The organism is Paraburkholderia adhaesiva (assembly GCF_021390575.1).
GTDB classification, from domain to species: domain Bacteria; phylum Pseudomonadota; class Gammaproteobacteria; order Burkholderiales; family Burkholderiaceae; genus Paraburkholderia; species Paraburkholderia adhaesiva.
This window is the reverse complement of record NZ_JAJEJQ010000001.1, coordinates 1,861,742-1,878,042: the sequence shown is the minus strand read 5'-3', so window position 1 is coordinate 1,878,042 and position 16,301 is coordinate 1,861,742. Positions and strand designations below refer to the sequence as shown.

21 protein-coding genes are annotated in these 16,301 nt (G+C 59.0%); 12 read left to right on the top strand and 9 right to left on the bottom strand.

The genetic code is table 11. The features are described from left to right. Positions 1-48: 48 nt before the first annotated feature. The 3 genes from L0U80_RS08495 to L0U80_RS08485 are packed head-to-tail and all read left to right on the top strand — an operon-like array spanning position 49 to position 2,254. Positions 49-831: an adenine nucleotide alpha hydrolase family protein gene (locus L0U80_RS08495; RefSeq protein WP_233863509.1), complete on the top strand. Its 783-nt coding sequence runs from the start codon at positions 49-51 to the stop codon at positions 829-831. Between the two features lie 4 nt (positions 832-835). Next, the gene (locus L0U80_RS08490) at positions 836-1,450 is read left to right on the top strand and encodes a group I intron-associated PD-(D/E)XK endonuclease (protein ID WP_233863508.1); all 615 of its coding nucleotides are present in this window, start codon (positions 836-838) and stop codon (positions 1,448-1,450) included. A 9-nt stretch (positions 1,451-1,459) separates the two neighbouring features. After that, positions 1,460-2,254: a DNA-methyltransferase gene (locus tag L0U80_RS08485; protein ID WP_233863507.1), complete on the top strand. Its 795-nt coding sequence runs from the start codon at positions 1,460-1,462 to the stop codon at positions 2,252-2,254. A 63-nt stretch (positions 2,255-2,317) separates the two neighbouring features. Here the strand turns inward: L0U80_RS08485 and L0U80_RS08480 are convergent, their stop codons facing one another. The 5 genes from L0U80_RS08480 to L0U80_RS08460 all read right to left on the bottom strand — a co-directional run bounded on the left by L0U80_RS08480 (position 2,318) and on the right by L0U80_RS08460 (position 5,754). Then, positions 2,318-2,965: a hypothetical protein gene (locus L0U80_RS08480; RefSeq protein ID WP_233863506.1), complete on the bottom strand. Its 648-nt coding sequence runs from the start codon at positions 2,963-2,965 to the stop codon at positions 2,318-2,320. A gap of 639 nt (positions 2,966-3,604) precedes the next feature. Then, a complete protein-coding gene (locus L0U80_RS08475) occupies positions 3,605-3,952 on the bottom strand; it encodes a hypothetical protein (protein ID WP_233863505.1) in 348 nt (115 codons plus the stop codon). Then, positions 3,936-4,535 carry a lysozyme family protein gene (locus L0U80_RS08470; protein ID WP_233863504.1) on the bottom strand — a complete coding sequence of 200 codons (600 nt, stop codon included), beginning with the start codon at positions 4,533-4,535 and terminating at the stop codon, positions 3,936-3,938. The genes L0U80_RS08475 and L0U80_RS08470 overlap by 17 nt, the downstream gene beginning before the upstream one ends. Before the next feature lie 5 nt (positions 4,536-4,540). Then, positions 4,541-5,068 (bottom strand): PAAR domain-containing protein, encoded by a 528-nt coding sequence (locus L0U80_RS08465; protein WP_233863503.1) that lies wholly within the window; start codon positions 5,066-5,068, stop codon positions 4,541-4,543. Beyond that, positions 5,065-5,754 carry a PAAR domain-containing protein gene (locus L0U80_RS08460; protein WP_233863502.1) on the bottom strand — a complete coding sequence of 230 codons (690 nt, stop codon included), beginning with the start codon at positions 5,752-5,754 and terminating at the stop codon, positions 5,065-5,067. The genes L0U80_RS08465 and L0U80_RS08460 overlap by 4 nt, the downstream gene beginning before the upstream one ends. Before the next feature lie 298 nt (positions 5,755-6,052). Between L0U80_RS08460 and L0U80_RS08455 the strand changes: the two genes are divergently transcribed. Next, positions 6,053-6,643, top strand: a complete 591-nt coding sequence (locus L0U80_RS08455) for a hypothetical protein (RefSeq protein ID WP_233863501.1) — start codon at positions 6,053-6,055, stop codon at positions 6,641-6,643. Here L0U80_RS08455 and L0U80_RS08450 read toward each other — a convergent pair. Both L0U80_RS08450 and L0U80_RS08445 read right to left on the bottom strand, forming a co-directional pair. After that, positions 6,631-7,134, bottom strand: a complete 504-nt coding sequence (locus tag L0U80_RS08450; protein ID WP_233863500.1) for a hypothetical protein — start codon at positions 7,132-7,134, stop codon at positions 6,631-6,633. The genes L0U80_RS08455 and L0U80_RS08450 overlap by 13 nt on opposite strands. A 101-nt stretch (positions 7,135-7,235) precedes the next feature. Beyond that, the gene (locus L0U80_RS08445) at positions 7,236-7,553 is read right to left on the bottom strand and encodes a hypothetical protein (RefSeq protein ID WP_233863499.1); all 318 of its coding nucleotides are present in this window, start codon (positions 7,551-7,553) and stop codon (positions 7,236-7,238) included. Between the two features lie 351 nt (positions 7,554-7,904). Between L0U80_RS08445 and L0U80_RS08440 the strand changes: the two genes are divergently transcribed. Continuing rightward, a complete protein-coding gene (locus L0U80_RS08440; RefSeq protein ID WP_233863498.1) occupies positions 7,905-8,486 on the top strand; it encodes a phage tail protein in 582 nt (193 codons plus the stop codon). Positions 8,487-8,655: 169 nt separating this feature from the next. Further along, positions 8,656-9,252: a hypothetical protein gene (locus tag L0U80_RS08435; RefSeq protein WP_233863497.1), complete on the top strand. Its 597-nt coding sequence runs from the start codon at positions 8,656-8,658 to the stop codon at positions 9,250-9,252. Between the two features lie 4 nt (positions 9,253-9,256). On the opposite strand, the gene L0U80_RS08430 is transcribed toward L0U80_RS08435, so the two are convergent. Next, positions 9,257-9,445, bottom strand: coding sequence for a hypothetical protein (locus L0U80_RS08430; protein ID WP_233863496.1), 189 nt, complete (start codon positions 9,443-9,445; stop codon positions 9,257-9,259). A 137-nt stretch (positions 9,446-9,582) separates the two neighbouring features. Between L0U80_RS08430 and L0U80_RS08425 the strand changes: the two genes are divergently transcribed. Both L0U80_RS08425 and gpW read left to right on the top strand, forming a co-directional pair. Beyond that, a complete protein-coding gene (locus L0U80_RS08425; RefSeq protein ID WP_233863495.1) occupies positions 9,583-11,628 on the top strand; it encodes a phage terminase large subunit family protein in 2,046 nt (681 codons plus the stop codon). A gap of 3 nt (positions 11,629-11,631) precedes the next feature. Next, positions 11,632-11,931 (top strand): gpW family head-tail joining protein, encoded by a 300-nt coding sequence (gene gpW / locus L0U80_RS08420; RefSeq protein WP_233863494.1) that lies wholly within the window; start codon positions 11,632-11,634, stop codon positions 11,929-11,931. On the opposite strand, the gene L0U80_RS08415 is transcribed toward gpW, so the two are convergent. Beyond that, positions 11,928-12,485 carry a hypothetical protein gene (locus L0U80_RS08415; protein WP_233863493.1) on the bottom strand — a complete coding sequence of 186 codons (558 nt, stop codon included), beginning with the start codon at positions 12,483-12,485 and terminating at the stop codon, positions 11,928-11,930. The two genes, gpW and L0U80_RS08415, sit on opposite strands and share 4 nt — an antisense overlap. A gap of 78 nt (positions 12,486-12,563) precedes the next feature. Here L0U80_RS08415 and L0U80_RS08410 point away from each other — a divergent pair, with 78 nt between their 5' ends. Genes L0U80_RS08410 through L0U80_RS08395 form a run of 4 tightly spaced genes read left to right on the top strand, consistent with a single transcriptional unit; the run spans position 12,564 to position 16,235 of the window. Next, positions 12,564-14,198: a phage portal protein gene (locus L0U80_RS08410; protein WP_233863492.1), complete on the top strand. Its 1,635-nt coding sequence runs from the start codon at positions 12,564-12,566 to the stop codon at positions 14,196-14,198. 17 nt (positions 14,199-14,215) lie between these two features. Continuing rightward, positions 14,216-15,100 (top strand): S49 family peptidase, encoded by an 885-nt coding sequence (locus L0U80_RS08405; protein WP_233863491.1) that lies wholly within the window; start codon positions 14,216-14,218, stop codon positions 15,098-15,100. A gap of 22 nt (positions 15,101-15,122) precedes the next feature. Continuing rightward, positions 15,123-15,788 (top strand): hypothetical protein, encoded by a 666-nt coding sequence (locus L0U80_RS08400; RefSeq protein WP_233863490.1) that lies wholly within the window; start codon positions 15,123-15,125, stop codon positions 15,786-15,788. A gap of 42 nt (positions 15,789-15,830) precedes the next feature. After that, entirely contained in the window at positions 15,831-16,235 is a 405-nt protein-coding gene (locus L0U80_RS08395) for a head decoration protein (RefSeq protein WP_233863489.1), read from the top strand. The last annotated feature ends 66 nt before the right edge of the window (positions 16,236-16,301 follow it).

Genomic DNA, 16,301 nt, shown 5'->3' with positions numbered 1-16,301 from the left:
CACGGCCCGGCACAGGTCTGTTTCAGTGGCGGCCGTACCAGCGCATACATGCTCCATGAAATCCTGTGCGCAAATGACGGCTTGCCCGCCGATTGCTTCGTCGTGTTCCAGAACACGGGCAAGGAACGCGAAGAAACGCTCGCGTTCGTGGATGAATGCGCGCAACGCTGGCGCGTGCCCGTAGCGTGGATCGAATGGACGGGCTTTGTCGAAGGCCGCGCGCAACGCTTTTGCACTTACCAGCTTGTCACGTTCGAAACGGCCGCACGGCATGGCGAGCCGTTCGCGGCACTCACGCGCGCAACAAACATGCTCCCTAATCCGGCAGCGCGCCTTTGCACGATCAATCTGAAGATGCGTGCCAGTAGCGCCTATATGCACGACAAGGGCTTTGAAGAGTGGGACAGCGTAATGGGAATACGCGCCGACGAACCGCGACGCGTGGCGCGCATGATGGACCCGGCGCGGGACAACTCTAACGGCGTGCCCGTGCTGCCGCTCGCGCGTGCGAACGTCACGAAAGCGGGCGTGCTTTCATTCTGGCGCGCACAGCCTTTCGATCTCCAGCTCGACCCGCAAGGCGACTTCGGCAATTGCGATTGCTGCTTTCTGAAAGCGCGTCACAAAATCGTGCGCGCGCTTGTGGCGGAACCGTGGCGGGCCGATTGGTGGATCGAACAGGAAAGCGCGGAACATGGCGCGACGTTCCGTAACGACCGGCCACCATATCGCGACCTGAAACGCGAAGCGCTTTTCTACGCCCGCCAGATTCCGCTTTCGTTCGAAGACGGCGACGAAACGCGACTCGTTGACTGCTTCTGTGGAGACTGACGCGATGGGAAGCGCGCCCGTTGTCATCGGCCCGGCGACGCTCTATAACGCGGACGCGCTCGCGGTGCTGCCGCAGCTATCCGGCCTCGATCTACCTGAAACACCATGCATTGCAGCGGTGAGCGGCCCTGTTACCGACCTCGCTGCAGGCCACGCTGCCGAACACCTCGTTTGTGCTGATTTGTTGCTCAGCGGTTACAAGGCGTTTCTTACTGACCAGATTTGCGCCTATGACGTGGCGGCGGAAATCCACGGACAGCTTGTGAGAATTCAGGTCAAGGCAACGCGCGCACCCAAAGTAATCGCGCAGAATGCACACCGCCCGTTTGCATATCAATGGAATGTGCGCCGGGCCGGAAAGCACGGACGGCGCACGTATGGGGAAAATGAATTTGACATGCTGGCACTCGTTGCGCTTGACGTTAAAAAGATCGCTTACTTGCCGCCAAGTCGTTCGCGGCAGACGATTCACATACGCTGGAATGAACTTGGCGAGCGGCGCGCGCGCAACGGGAAAACGACTAAGACATTTGCAGAGTTATCGTTTGACGCGGCGTTGCATGAGATTTCCCAGACGAGAGAACATCTCGAAGACAAACAGCTAACACTGGCGTTCTAGCGCGCAATCATGAACACGCCCGTCACCATCGGCCCGGCTACCCTATATCGTGGAGATGCGCTCGCCATACTCCCGCATCTGGAGGGCTCCGGCTTCGACTCAGTTCTTACCGATACGCCTTACTCATCGGGCGGACAGTTCCGCTCCGACCGCGTACTCGACACGCGCAGCAAGTACGTTAGCAGCAGTTCAGCAGGCCGCAATCTGCCCGATTTCAGCGGCGATAACCGCGACCAGCGCGCATTCTGTTATTGGGCCGCGCTCTGGTCAGCGGCAGCGCTGCATGCGTGCAGACCCGGCGCGGTTGGCATGTTTTTCACCGACTGGCGGCAACTGCCCGCGTCCACCGATTACATGCAGGCGGGCGGATGGGTATGGCGCGGCATCGTGCCATGGTGCAAGCCCGATGCACGCCCGCAACTAGGCCGCTTTACGGCGCAGTGTGAGTACGTGATATGGGGTACGGCGGGCGCGATGCCAGCGAACCCTGCAGGTATGGCTCTGCCGGGCTTCTACGAGTGCCCCGCGCCGCGTGATCGTGTCCACGTCACGCAGAAGCCGGTCGAACTGCTGCACGCATTACTGCGCGTCGTGCCGGTCGGTGGCGTCGTGGTTGATCCGTTCATGGGAAGTGGTACAGCGGGCGTAGCGTGCCTGCAAACCGGGCGGCGCTTCGTCGGCATCGAACTGGACCCCGTGCATTTCGATAACGCTTGCGAGCGTATCAATGATGCGCACCGCCAGGGCGTACTGTTCGCGCCCGCCAACGATGCGCCGGAACAGGTGCGCTTGACGCTCGAATGAAAAGCCCCGCCGAAGCGGGGCTAATCACTTCCGACAGGCCGAAGCAACTAAGCGCGAGCTGGGTTAATAGCCGCGTCGCTTATCGCCGAAAGTGATTCGCAACTTCCAATCCTCCCAATCGGAATCAGATATATATTCCTTATTCTTTTCGCGATGCGCGGCGAAATATTGGTCCTGCTCTTCTACGGTGAATCGCGACCAAAACGGCTCCCACATATAGATAAACCAGAATTCCTCCGGGCCTTGTCGGTATGAATGAAATGGACCAAGGTGTGCCCACAATTCCCATGGCGGCAATGGTCCATAATTAAACGCGGCCAATCTATAAGCAACTTCCAAGGAGTTAGTGAGAATGTAGATGTTCCGGCCGCCTAACTCATCTTTGTATGTGACGAATGAGTGGAGGTTGTTTTTCTGATAGTGCAAAACTGCTACTTTCTCATACCCTTCTGAAATGGTACCAAGACAGCGCGCATAAGCGTTAATCGAAGTGTGGTATTGAATTACAACCGCATTCAGGCCGCTCTCTACCTGCGACACCGTCTTCGGATACGTTGGTAAATTCTTCAACACATCAGGGTCAATCGGCTTGCTAAACGTCGCTTGCAACGCCTCAAAAGATTCACCAAAAAATTCTTCCAGTGCTTTAACCGCCGACGAGGAAGGTTTCCCCGATTTAGCGCCGAATAATTCGTGCAAGCGTTTTAGCATAGTTTTCGATTCCTTACGGCCCCAAGGTTCTATCCAAAATGTACGATTCACCAACATACCCAAGCGCACCGCTAGGGCGTACTGTTCGCGCCCGCCAACGATGCGCCGGAACAGGCGCGCTTGACGCTCGAATGAAAAGCCCCGCCGAAGCGGGGCATAGATCGTTGCATAATAGCGCGCGTTTAGAAAAACCGCATAGCTTCCATAATGATCAAATGTACGAGCGCAAGTGCAACAGCCAAGACAATCCAGAACGTTAGCCCTCTCTTTTGCTTGCTTGCGAACGCCGCACTAGCAGCAAACACAACAGATGGACCTAGTATGACCGCGAACAGGCCAATAGTCTTAACCGTGGACAGGCCACAATGGTCTATCTCTGTGCAAACGCCCGGTTTAGAACGGCACAACGCAGGAAAATGGTTGCACATTTGTGCGTCGATAGCCGCCACAATCCAAAGGCTTGCAAAGCCTAGCAGGAAGAAGCAAAAGGATAAGCTGATCCGTCTAGTCACTTGGCTTCCCAAAACGATATGCTACTCAACGCCCGCCATAGCTAGGCGCTCTACGTTCGAATGAAAAACCCCGCCGAAGCGGAACGACTCACAGAGCATTTGTAAAGTAAGTGAATATCGGTGAGATTTAGGGTTGGCACGAATGAGAAAAACTGCTTATCTCCATTGACTTCACTATCTCCCCCTTAGTGATAATTTCGAGGCAGCGATTTTTTTTCTTGTAGTGAAAAATGCACAAAGCGCTATCCATTGCACAATTTTCAACTTCCGTGACCCCTTCTTTAATCAAAAGATTCTCCACCCCCAAGCGCTCACCATATGGAGGATGAGATTTTTCAGGATGCCACCCATTGCGAATTAGCAATTTCCTCGCTTGCAGAAAATTCATTCCAATTTTCAAATTTTCTGCATGCACTGCAATTGTAGCCGTTAGCAAGAGAATGGCGACACCTGAAATTCTAGTTAACTTTGCCACCGTAGCCTTGATACGACGAAGAGAATTTTTCATAAGTTACATAGGGTTGCTTGTATCGCCCAGCCAATCCTTTTCCCTGCGGGAGAGCAGCCCACCTTCCGGACGCGGTAGACAGCGCAGAGCTAATATCACCCGATTGAATCGTGTCAATTACTCCAATGGTACGAAGAATTTCCACCGCAAGGATATCCTGAGTGTGTGGACTAAAATCAATCAGACCAACTTTTGCCCCTATTTCGCTCCACGTTTCTTTATTTATTTGATATCTTCCAGCCGCCGTCGTCTTGCCATCATACCCCACACCCGGGTGGGTTGAAAAATCGGTAAATGCCCATTTGTCATGAGCCTTTCCCTTTATCCCTCCATATTTTAAATTATAATCTCCACCTTCAGCGTCTCCAATTGCATCAATAAAGGCTTTTACGTTGGAATTTGACAGATAAGCTTCGTCTTCCTGTAATCGCGTCTTTTGATAATCCGCAGAATAGACGTGTTTAGGTTTGCTATTGCTTTTAGGTGTGGTTGCATGCGTTTTCGCATGTTTCAGCACTTTTCCAGTTCTGGAGGTTATTGTTTTTGTCATATTAATTACATATAGATGTCGATCATTTCAGATTCCAGGGTACTGGAGAGAAGATGCGTGTAGCCGCCCGCATCAGTAACACCCTGTTCAATTGCTCCCGTTTGGCGAACAATTGCATACTCTACGTGCCCAAGCGGTTGACCGGACTTCCCATCCAATAATTGGAATTTTTCATCGTGAAATTCACCACTATTGTTATCAGCCGACTGATAGGAACGAGCTGAAAGCCCATGGTTCTCATCCGTACTCCGTGACTCGCCGGAAAGCGTTGCGATGATGTGGGGCGGAACCGGGCACCGACAAAGGACGATATCGCCATCCAGTGCGATTTCACGCGTTGTTCCGTATTTGGGACGATAGGGACCGCCCGCCTTGGCGATCCAGCCGATGCTCTTGCATTTTTCGCAGTAAGCCTCGCCGCCAATAAGCGCCGCCTTATGCCCGTGAAACGAGCAACCGTGCGCCTGCTCATAAGGAAGAATGTGACCTTTGCTAGTCAATTCGTCGCCGACAACGGCGACACGGCGCATCATGCTGCACCCCCTTCAAGTGCTTTCGTCTGACGGCGGACAATGCTAAAGGTTTCGGGCGACACGTCGGCTCGACGACGCGGACTATCCGTAATCGTGTCACCATTGTCCAGTTCGCTACCTACGAACGCGAACGAGGTGTAAGCGGGATTATTGGTAAGAACAAGGCCGCTCGCGATTCGTGCAGTCGAGCCATCCGAATACTGCACGAGGTCGCCAATCAGCCCAATTTTTGTAGCCTTGCCGTCAACACTCCATTCGCCGTTTGGTTCGCACAGGACGCCACCGCGTGCCGTTGTGGAGCCGTACACTGCGAACCGGTAGCCAGGCTCGACGAGCGGCGGAACATAGGACGGATCGAATAACCCTGCGGGGCGCTGGCCGTCTTCAACAAAAACGCCGTCTTTCCCATCATCCCATGGGGAAAATACAATTTTGTCGCCGTTGCTCAGATGACTGCCGACCAGCGCCCCACATTTCCCATCATCGACAAACAGTATCCCTGCGCCATCGATAATGGCCGCCTCGCTTCCATCCCGGTAGGTGACGATATCTCCCACAAGTGCGACTCCAAGCCCGCAGATGGCCAGATCAGAACTTGCACGGGTCACATAGCCGCCGCGCTCAGTACGCGCACCAATGGTTGCGAATGCGTACATCTCGCCCTTACGTTGTTGCTGTTCCGACATTTGCAATGCTCCTTAGAATGAACGCGCCATCGGCACGGGTTTGCATGACTACAGCGAAAGGGCCAACAAAGCGCGCCCCAAATCTTTTGATCGTTCTCTAACTGCTTAAAAAAGGCAATCGCATAAGTCTGAAAAATAGTCACAGAACAATGCGTATTGGCTCGATTTATCAATCTTTGACTTTCACCAGAAACTGGCTAATATGGGCCTCAATCGGGATGCTCAAAATCTGTCCCGGCTCCCCGAAACCCGCGCCAGCGGGTTTTTGCATTTCTGCCCCCCGTTTTCTCCGCTCCCCGTGCGAACCGTCTATTCGAGTCCTGCTGCCGCGCTGCGCGATGCGTTGCGCCATGCCGTCGAACGGAGCGGCATGTCTTCGCTCGGCGTGCTCCATCAGGGCGTGCCATCGCCCGCCACGCTGACCGGCACGGATGCGACCGCACAGGCCGCACGCATCCGCCGCCAGCTTGACCGGCTCGCGCCACTGCCGCGCGCGCTGCTCGTCGTGGCCTACGCGCCCCAAGCGCTCAAATGTTCGTGCGGCGCGCGCTGCTGTTCCGGCAGTTATCCCAATCCCGAATGGGCCGACGCAATGCGCGTTGCGCTCGCGCATGTCTCCACGCTGCTATCGGGCCATGCCGTCAATGAACGGTTGCACCGCGCCGTCGTGGCGAACGCACTCACGCGCACGAAAGAGACAACGGTTAGCCTTGCGCAGCGTTGCGGCGTGGACCGTCACACGGTCGCGACGCATGTTTCCATCATCGAAGCCGACTTGACCGGCACGCGACAAACGCCGGGCCGCTTCGACCATGCAACCACGCGCATTGACGCGCTGTTACGCGAAGCGGGCATCGTCGCCGACGAACCCCGCGCTCAAGCTGCCTGATTCATGCCTGAGGCGCTTTGCGCGCGTGCTACAAGCGACACGAAGAATGCGGAATCGGCGGGCGGCGCGTCACTGTCTGCAAGCGGTGAGCGCCTGTCGTGTTCGGCGCGCATCATGGCTGCTACGGCTTCGTCGTAGACGTGCGACCGGCACGCGGCTAGCTGTGCATCGAAACGCACCAGCAAGCCCGCAAAATGCGTCGCCTCGTCGGCTTCAAGCCGCCATCCCTGGCCGGCCTGGCCGCGCAGGTAGCAACGCTGGAGCATGGTTTCGGCGGCGCGGTACGGTGTAGCGTCGGCCTTGCGTCCATGCTCGGCGCGGGCCATCAAAAAAGGCAGATAGACAAGGCGGGTAAGGATAGGTATTTGCTTGATTGAGCCGTTGCCGTCGCGGAACGCCGCTACGGCGCAATGCTGCTGAACGGAGAGTTGTCTGATGAAAGATTCTCGCAACGGTACAAGTTGCGCGGCCGTGCGGGGCTTGCGGCGCATGGTGCGGCTCATGGCGGCCTAATGGCTTGCGCCGCGCACGAACAGCACGGCAAACACGCCCACAACGAACCCGACCGCAAGCGAAGTGAGGAAAGCTGCGCTCATGAGAGCATCCGGGATTGCTGGACCATGAACGGCCAGCGCTTTAGCGCCTCCAGGGTGCTTTCAGTATTCAGATTGCCGCGTGCCAGTTCGTGCGCGGCCTGTTTCAGATTTCTACCTGCAAGGCCGATGATTGCGCGTAGCTCTTTGATGGAAAGCGTTTCAAGACCTTCGTTATCCAGGTCGGCGGCGATGCGAAGCAACAGGTGTGCGCTTTCGATGCTCCGTTGCGAATGAAACTCTACAAGGTCTTCAAGTATGGCGATGCGATCGTGCGGGCAAGTAATGCCGGGCGTGCGGGTAGAAGTGTCTGCCATGAATCCGTCCGTTTCGGGTATGGAAACGGCCCGGCCCACGCGTGAGGGTGGACGGGCACAGTGACAGGAAGGTGGTGTCCCACGTAGCGGCTTCGCAAACCAACGACCGAGACGTGAGTCTCCCTGCCACGGCCCGCCCATTGAAAGACAGACGCGCAAAGGCATGACGCGTACCGACCTAAGCCGGTACGCGGGTTTGCGAAGTTTTGCTACACAGGCCACCACAGCCTGTACCACCGTTGCATCTGGCGGCGTTCCCGAATCTACAGCAAGCAAATTCCGGCGGGCAATATCGTAACGTTAACTAGTGTCAAGCTCCAGTCACTTTACCCAAAACGCATTGAATCGATCATGGGCGGCCTGTTAATCCGCGTCGGCGGGCAAGGCGGCGGCGCTCCGCTTCTGCCGTCTTCGCGCGACGTGGCGCGCGCGATGGCGCGGGCCGTGAACAAGACCGCCCTACAGGCCCGTACTGCTGCCGTGCGCGAAGTGCGCGCCGTGGGCTACAACCTCAAGGCTTCGACCATCCGCAAGGCGCTTGCGCTGCGACGCGCGAATCCCAAACAGCCGGTTGCGACGCTCAAGGCAACCGGGCGGCCGATCCCGTTAGCTGAGTACAGCGCGAAACAGACCAGGGCGGGCGCATCGGTGCGCGTGAAGAACGGCCGCAAGACGATCAAGCATGCATTCGTCGCGACAATGGAAAGCGGGCATACAGGCGTTTTCATGCGCGTTGGCAAAGCACACAAACGCGTCACGAAGAACGGCAAAACCTATTGGAGCGGCTTACCGATTCGCGAACTGTTCGGCCCTGCAATTCCCGATGCGGTCGGCAACGAAGCCGTAAAAAAGCAATTGGCGCACCTGGTCGATAGCAAATTTCCGGCGATTCTCGACCACGAAATCAAGTGGGCGGAATCGAAGCGCAAATGACTGAGACGCGCAGGAAATGCCCCTCGCGGTAAAGGAACTCCCTGATTTTTGCAAGGGTCAACACGCCCCTGGCGCAAAAGGTACTTCCGTGCGGGAATTGTTGCGCGGAACGCGAAGAACCCCGGATTTCGGGTAGCTACGACCTCAAAAAATTGTCCTGGGACACGGCATGGGCGAGCGAATCAGCGCAATGGAATTTGCGCGCCGCGCCGGTTGCGACGTGAAGCAGGTACGCCGCGCGATCGAACGCGGCACGCTCACGCGGGACAACGGCGGCAAGCTCGACGCTGCGCAACTCACATCGACATGGCGACGCGCGAACCGGCGCACACGGCAACGCGCCCCGCAAGTGTCCCAGGACAACGATGCGACAAGCACGGCGAGCACCGCGGCGAGCGTAGACGATGCGTTACGCCTGTTTGAGCAACAGGCGGCGGCCGTTACTGAGCGCGTGCTAAACGGCGCTTCATATTCGGACGCCTTGCGGATCAAGGAAAACTATCTGGCGCTGTTGCGCCAGCTTGAATACTCCATCAAGGCGGGCGCTGTCATCGACCTCGCCGCCGCCGAAGAAACCGTCTTCGAACTGTTCCGGGGCGTGCGCGATGCGTGGCTCAACTGGCCCGCACGCGTCGCGCCGCTGATTGCGGCCGACCTCGACTTCGAAGACGTGGAGCGCCTGGGCGTCGTGCTTGCCGCCCATGTGCAATCGCACCTGGATGGCCTTGGTGAACCGCAAACCGATTTCAGGCGCTCAGACGCCTGACGCGCTAGATCGTCGCCTTAACGTCTGCCGCCAGTCTCGAATACAGGTCTTCCAGCTCGTTGCGCGTGTGCGCGCTCAGTGTGGCGAACGCCTTGCGTCCGTCACCAAGAATGAATTCGGTTAGCGCGATGAGCTGTTCCATTGCCTCGGCGCGGTCGATCGGGTTGAGTTGACGCGGGGCTTGTTCTTTCATGGTCTCTCGCAAGTGAAAACAAAAAAGCCGATCACAAGATCGGCTTTTCCGGCCGTCTTTCCGGCTGCCAGTTTGCGCTGCGCGCGCCGGGATATCCAGGCGGCGCGAGACTATAGCACGCCGCTACAGACGGACATATGGAACCCGGACAAGCCCCGAAGGCTGAGGCGCTACGCCGGGCCGCGCGTCGTGGACTCACGCCGCCGCTGCGCCTGTCCGTTGCCGCATGGGCCGACCGGTTCCGCTATCTCGCGCGTGAAGCCGGGAGTACGGCCGGAAAGTGGCATACGTCCACGGTCGAAGTTGCGCGCGGGGCCATGCTTGCCGTGACGGAACCGGGCGTGCATGTGATATCGGCCATGTTTTGCACGCAGCTTTTGAAAACGGCGTTGCTCGAAAACGTAACGGGCTACTTCGCGCACCTGGACCCGTGCCCGATCCTGCTGTTGCAGCCGAAGGAAGACGCCGCACTCCAGTTCTCGAAAGAGCGTATCGCAACGATGGTGCGCGTCACGCCCGTATTGCGTGACCTGATCGGCACGCGGCGCATGCGCAATGCCGAAGAGACGTTGCTGTTCAAGTCGTTTCCTGGGGGCTTTCTCGCGCTCGCGGGCGCGGGTTCGCCGGACAACCTGGCGCGGCGGCCGGTGCGCGTCGTGCTTTCGGATGAAATCGACAAATACCCGTTGACGCGCGAAGGCGAACCGATCGCGCTCGCCGAAGAGCGCACGGCAACTTTTGCCAACTGGCTTTCCATCCGTGCGTGCTCGCCGACCATCGAAGGGCAAAGCCGCATCGCGAGCGCCTACGCGGAATCCGATCAACGCCGCGCGTCCGTCGCGTGTCCACATTGCGGGCATCGCCAGTTCCTGGAGTTTTTCAGCCATGTGAAATGGGCGCGCGATGCCGAAGACGAAACGCGGCATTTACCGAAGACCGCGCGCATCTATTGCGAAGCGTGCGGCGCACAGTGGAGCGAAGCGCAACGCTTGCGCGCGCTCGCGACCGCGCGATGGCATCAGACCGCGCCTTATACGTGTTGCGGCGTGCATCACGAACCGCTCGAAGAGTATGCGAACGCATGGCGCGCGCTCGATCCGTGCGCCGGGCATGAAGCCGCCCTCGATGCTGTCTGGACCTGGTGGGCGTCGGACCTGTACGCGGTCTATCGCGTGAAGTGCCCGAAATGCGGCGCGTGGCCGGTCGATAACCGGCACGCTGGATTCACGGCCTCGAAGCTCTATTCGCCGTGGGCGAAAGACCGGCCCGCCGAAATCGCAGTGAAGTGGCTCGCGGCGCACACGGACGAAACGCTTAAACAGGTCTGGTGGAACACACAGGCCGGGCAACCCTACCGCGTGCGCGCGGGGAAGGAAGTCAAGCTCGAAGTGCTCGCGGCGCGTGCGGAACATTGGCCCGGCGAAGTGCCGGCCGGTGTCGGCGTGCTGACGGCCGGAATTGACGTACAGAGTGACCGCGTGGAAATGGAAGTTGTCGGATGGGGAAAGGACGAGGAATCATGGTCTATCGCCTATGACGTGATCGAAGGCGATCCATCCGCGCCGGATCTGTGGCACGAAGTCGATGCCGCGCTCATGCAGACCTGGCGGCGCGATGATGGCCGCCCGTTCTCGATCATGGCTGCGTGCATTGATTCGGGCGGGCACGCCACGCAAAGCGTCTATGCCTTTGCCAAAGAGCGTATCGGCCGCCGTGTGTGGGCGATCAAGGGCGAAAGCGCGCGCACGGGGCAACGCTCGCCGGTATGGCCGACGAAGAAGCCGACACGTCGCACCAAGGCGAGTTACCGCCCCGTGATTCTCGGCGTCAATGCCGCCAAGGATTCGATACGCGACCGGCTCGCGCTAGATCAACCCGGCCCCGGCTTCATGCACTTTCCCGCCGACCGCGACCGCAACTATTACGCGCAATTGACCGCAGAGCGAATCATCGTGAAAGAAGTGGCGGGCCACAAGTTCTATGTGTGGGAACTGCCAGCAGGCCGCGCGAATGAAGCGCTCGATTGTCGTGTCTATGCGTATGCCGCGCTGTGCGGTCTGCTGCATTTTGGCTTGCGTCTGAATGTCTTTACCGATCGTGCCGCCGCGGCGTATGGCGACGCCGGGTCGGATGGCCCGCGTTCATCGGGCGGCGCGCATTCGCTGATATCGCAACTGGCCTGAATCATGTACACGCCCTATACGCCCATGTTCCGGCCGTGCTGTTTCGACCCGTCGAAAAGCCTGTTCGCGGGCATGACGACAGCGCAGCTACAGGCCGCGCTTGACGCAGCCCAGGCGGCCTATGTGCGGCTTATGACGGGCGGGCAAGGTGTTTCATTCAGCTATACCCAGGGCGACGGGACGCGCAGCGTGACCTATACCGCGGCGAATCCCGCCATGCTCGCGGCGTTCATCCGGCAATTACAGCAACAGCTAGGCATCATTTGCCGGGGCCGCGCGCCCGTGCGTTTCTGGTATCGCTAGACGTGCTTGCTGCGATGCTCTACAGGGCCTGTTAGCTTTAAGATTTCAGATATGCAAGCACCAATCGTTTGACTAACACAATCGTCATCGTCACTACAAATCCAATTGCAATACGCAATCATTTTTTCGCGCAAATCATCGCCGTCTACGTAGCCGACGATTTTCTTTAGCGCTGGAACCGCATCTTTGTACAAAACGGGGCGTTTCGTTTTATCCGAGATGGCATGAGCAAGATAACTGCTTCGATAGCGGTAGTAGCCTCTGTCTTCAACACATATTTTGATTAAATTAGCCGCCTTGCACAATTCTTTCGGTAGAAACTTTCGAGTAGATTTTCCATAGTGGTCCCACGCTTCACGGAACCGGCACATTTGCAATACGATTGTATGAAAGCAGACTCTATTTGGCCCCACCAAGTCTCTTTTATCAAGTCCACCATTTATAACAATTCTATTGAAAAAATATACGGCGGCCGTAATGTCAATCCTGATATCCGTGAGCACCCACATCAAATCTTTCAGGCGATTAATGTCGTCTTCTTTTAGTGTTTCCACAGCGCTTTCCTTACACATTGGTTGACCCGAAATAAAGTCTAACATACGCATTTAAGTGCGCTGCGATAGCAATTTCTCGTGTCCGCCGTCCAGATACTCGATGCCAACGGGCGGCCATTCCCCGAACGTTCGCGCGTACTGGCGATGCTCGCGGGCACGACGCCTTATGACGCAGCGGACGCGCTTAACCCGGAGTTAGCCGCGTGGATGCCGTGGTTAGGTTCGCCCGATATCGAGCTAAACCCGTACCGCGACCGCATCGTGTCGCGCGTGCGCGACCTGGTACGCAATGACGGATGGGCGAGCGGCGGCGTAACGCGCATTCTCGACAATGCCATTGGTGCCAATTTCCGCCCGATATCGAAGCCTGATTTTCGCGCGCTCGCGTACCTGAGCGGCAATCCCGCGTTTGATTCGAGCTGGGCCGATGAATTCGGCCGCGCACTGGACGCGCGTTGGCGTGCCTGGGCCAATGACGTAAACCGCTATTGCGACATACAGCGCAACCTCACGATATCGCAGATATTCCGCCTCGCGTTCCGGCACAAGCTGATCGACGGCGACGCGCTCGCCATGCTGCACTGGCTCCCTGATCGTGTCGCGCCGGGCCGTGCGCAGTACGCAACCGCCTTGCAACTGATCGACCCTGACCGGCTCTCGAATCCTTACCTCATGTTCGATCAACAGTTCACGCGCGGCGGCGTCGAACTCGACACGCGCGGCGCGGCCATTGCGTACTGGATTCGACAGGCGCACCAATCGGACTGGTTTTCCGGGCCAAAAATGATGGAGTGGAAGCGCGTACCGCGCGAAACCACATGGGGGCGTCCCGTGATCGTCCACGACTTCGAACACGACCGCGCAGACCAGCACCGCGGCGGCGCGGGCGTTTTTACGCCGGTACTCGACCGCCTCAAGATGCTTATCAAGTACGACGCGACGGAACTTGAAAGCGCCATCGTCAACGCGATTTTTTCGGCGTATGTCGAAAGCCCGTTCGATCCGCAGTTTGTCGAAGACGCCCTCGGCGATTGCGCGGAACTCAAGGGCTACCAGAAATTGCGCAGCGACTTTCACAACGAACGCCGCTTGATGCTTGGCGGCGTGCGCATTCCGGCGCTCTTTACCGGCGAGAAAATCAACACGGTTAGCGCGGTGCGGCCGACCTCCAATTTTCGCGACTTCGAAGGGGCCGCATTACGCAATGTCGCCGCGTGCCTAGGCGTCAGTGCGCAACAGCTTTCGCAGGACTGGAGCGACGTGAACTATTCATCGGCGCGCGCCGGTCTGCTCGAAGCGTGGAAGACCCTCACGCGTCGCCGCGCCGACTTCGCAAACGGCTTTGCGTATCCGATCCGCGCCGCGTTTGTCGAAGAAGCGCTCGAAGTCGATGATTTACCGCTGCCAGATAACGCGCCGGCATTCATTGACGCGCGCGGCGCGTATGCGCGCTGTACGTGGATCGGTCCCGGCCGTGGCTGGATTGATCCCGTTGCAGAGAAACAGGGGGCGGTGCTTGGCATGGATGCGGGCCTCTCGACACTCGAAATCGAATGCGCTGAAAACACGGGCGAAGACTGGGAAGACATGCTCGACCAGCGAAAACGCGAAGTCGATGCATTCAACGCGCGCGGCCTGGCATTGCCCGAATGGGCGGGACTGACGCCCGCGAACATTGCCGCGCGCACGCCGCAACGCCCTGAGCCGCAGTAATCATGCAGCAACGGACCATGAACGCGACGCCCCCGCGCTTCGGGCATCTTGCGCAGCGCCTCTTTAATGTGCCGCTCGCCATTCATCCCGCCAAGGCCGAAATCATCGTCGCGGCGCTTGCGGAACGCCTGGGGATTGTGCAGATAGACACGGGCGAACGCATGCCCGCGCGTGCCTTTGCTGACGAAGACGAAGCGCCGCGCAACGTAGCCGCGCCGGTATCCGGTTACGACGTACTCGCGGGCGTCGCGGTGATTCCCGTACAGGGAACCTTGGTGCATCGGCTCGGCACGCTGCAACCGGAATCGGGCATGACGGGCTATGACGGTATCCGGCAAAACTACCTTTCCGCGCTTGCCGATTCGCGCGTGCGTGCCGTGGCACTTGACATTGATTCGCCGGGCGGCGAAGTCGCGGGCGCATTCGACCTCGCGGACGTGATCCACGCCACGCGCGGCGAGAAACCCGTGTGGGCGATTCTCGGCGAAAACGCCTACAGCGCCGCCTATGCCATCGCGAGCGCGGCCGACCGTATCACGGTTCCGCGCACGGGCGGCACGGGTTCTATCGGCGTTGTGTGGATGCATGTCGATTGGTCGCAAGCGCTAACCGATGCCGGGCTAAAGGTGACGTTCGTGACTTCGGGCGACCGCAAGCTGGACGGCTACCCGCAATTGCCACTCTCGGACGAAGCGCGCGAACGCATGCAAGCCGATATCGACACGACCGCGGATCTGTTCATCGCGACCGTGGCGCGCAACCGGGACATATCGCCCGCTGCCGTGCGCGCCATGCAGGCCGCCTCATACCAGGGCGCGCGCGGTGTGGCCGCGGGCCTGGCCGATGCCGTCGCGGCTCCCGACGAAGCCTTCGCCGCGCTATTGCGCACGCTCGCATCCTGACGTAACCCAGGGAGATTCGATCATGGGCGCTTTTCACACTACCGCCGCGCGTTTCGCGCATTTGCTTGGACCGCTCGCGCATGCACCCGCCGCGCAATCCGATGACGACGACGACAGCGCACGCGCCGAAGACGACGAAGACCGCAAGGACGACAAGGGCGACGATAAGGACAGCCGCAAGGGCCGCAAGGCGGGCAAGGCGAACTGTCCGAAGGGCCGCGCCGACGACGACGACAAGGAAGACGAAGACAAGGACAGCGAGCGCTCGCGCCGCGGCAAGCGTGGCCGCAAGGCCCGCGCGCAGGATGACGACGAAGGCGACGAAGCGCGCGCCGAAGGTGACGACGACAAGGACGAAGACAGCGACAGCCGTAAGGCCGCACGCGTTGCCGAGCGTGCCCGTTGCGCGCGGATTTTCCGCTGTGCTGCCGCGGCCCGCCGTCCCGATGTGGCCGCGCACCTGGCCTTTGATACCGGCATGGCAAGCGCCGATGCGGTCGCACTGCTAACCGCCATTGCATCGGGCGATGCACGCGCGGGCGCAGACGCTGCCACGCTGCGCGCGCGCATGGCGGGCGTGGCCTTGCCCGATATCGGCACGGATGGCGGCGTCCAGGACCGCGACGGGCCACAGGCCGCCGCCGACCTGATCCTCGCCGCCGCGCGTCACGCCCGCGGCCAGGCATAAGCCACGCACAACCCGCCGCACAGATTGCCAGGAGGCATTGCCATGTCTACGCCTGTTACCCCCTATGGAGACAACCCGTTCCAGCCCGGCATGTCTTCGGAATGCTATCTACCCGATCAACTCATCGCGGGCGACTTCAAGCTCGTTACCGAAGGGCAAGCGCAGTTTGCGGCGGGCCTGACGCTCAAGCGCGGAACCGTACTTGCCATGCAGACGGATGGCACATACAACATGGCGAATTCGGGCGACGGTTCGCCCAATGCCATTCTTGCCGACGATATCGACAGCACGGCCGGGCCGGTAACGGGCGGCGTCTATCTGAGCGGCGAATTCAACGCGCGCGCGCTGATCCTCGATCCAACGTTGACGCTTGCCGCTGCAACGCTCGCGCTTCGTTCGTGGGCAATTTTCGTCAAGCCCAGCGTATCCGCTGCTGATCCAACCTGAGCCTATGTAGACATTGCGCCGCCGCTGCCGCCTTGTGCGGCATTGAAGCCCGCCCGGTGAAAGCCG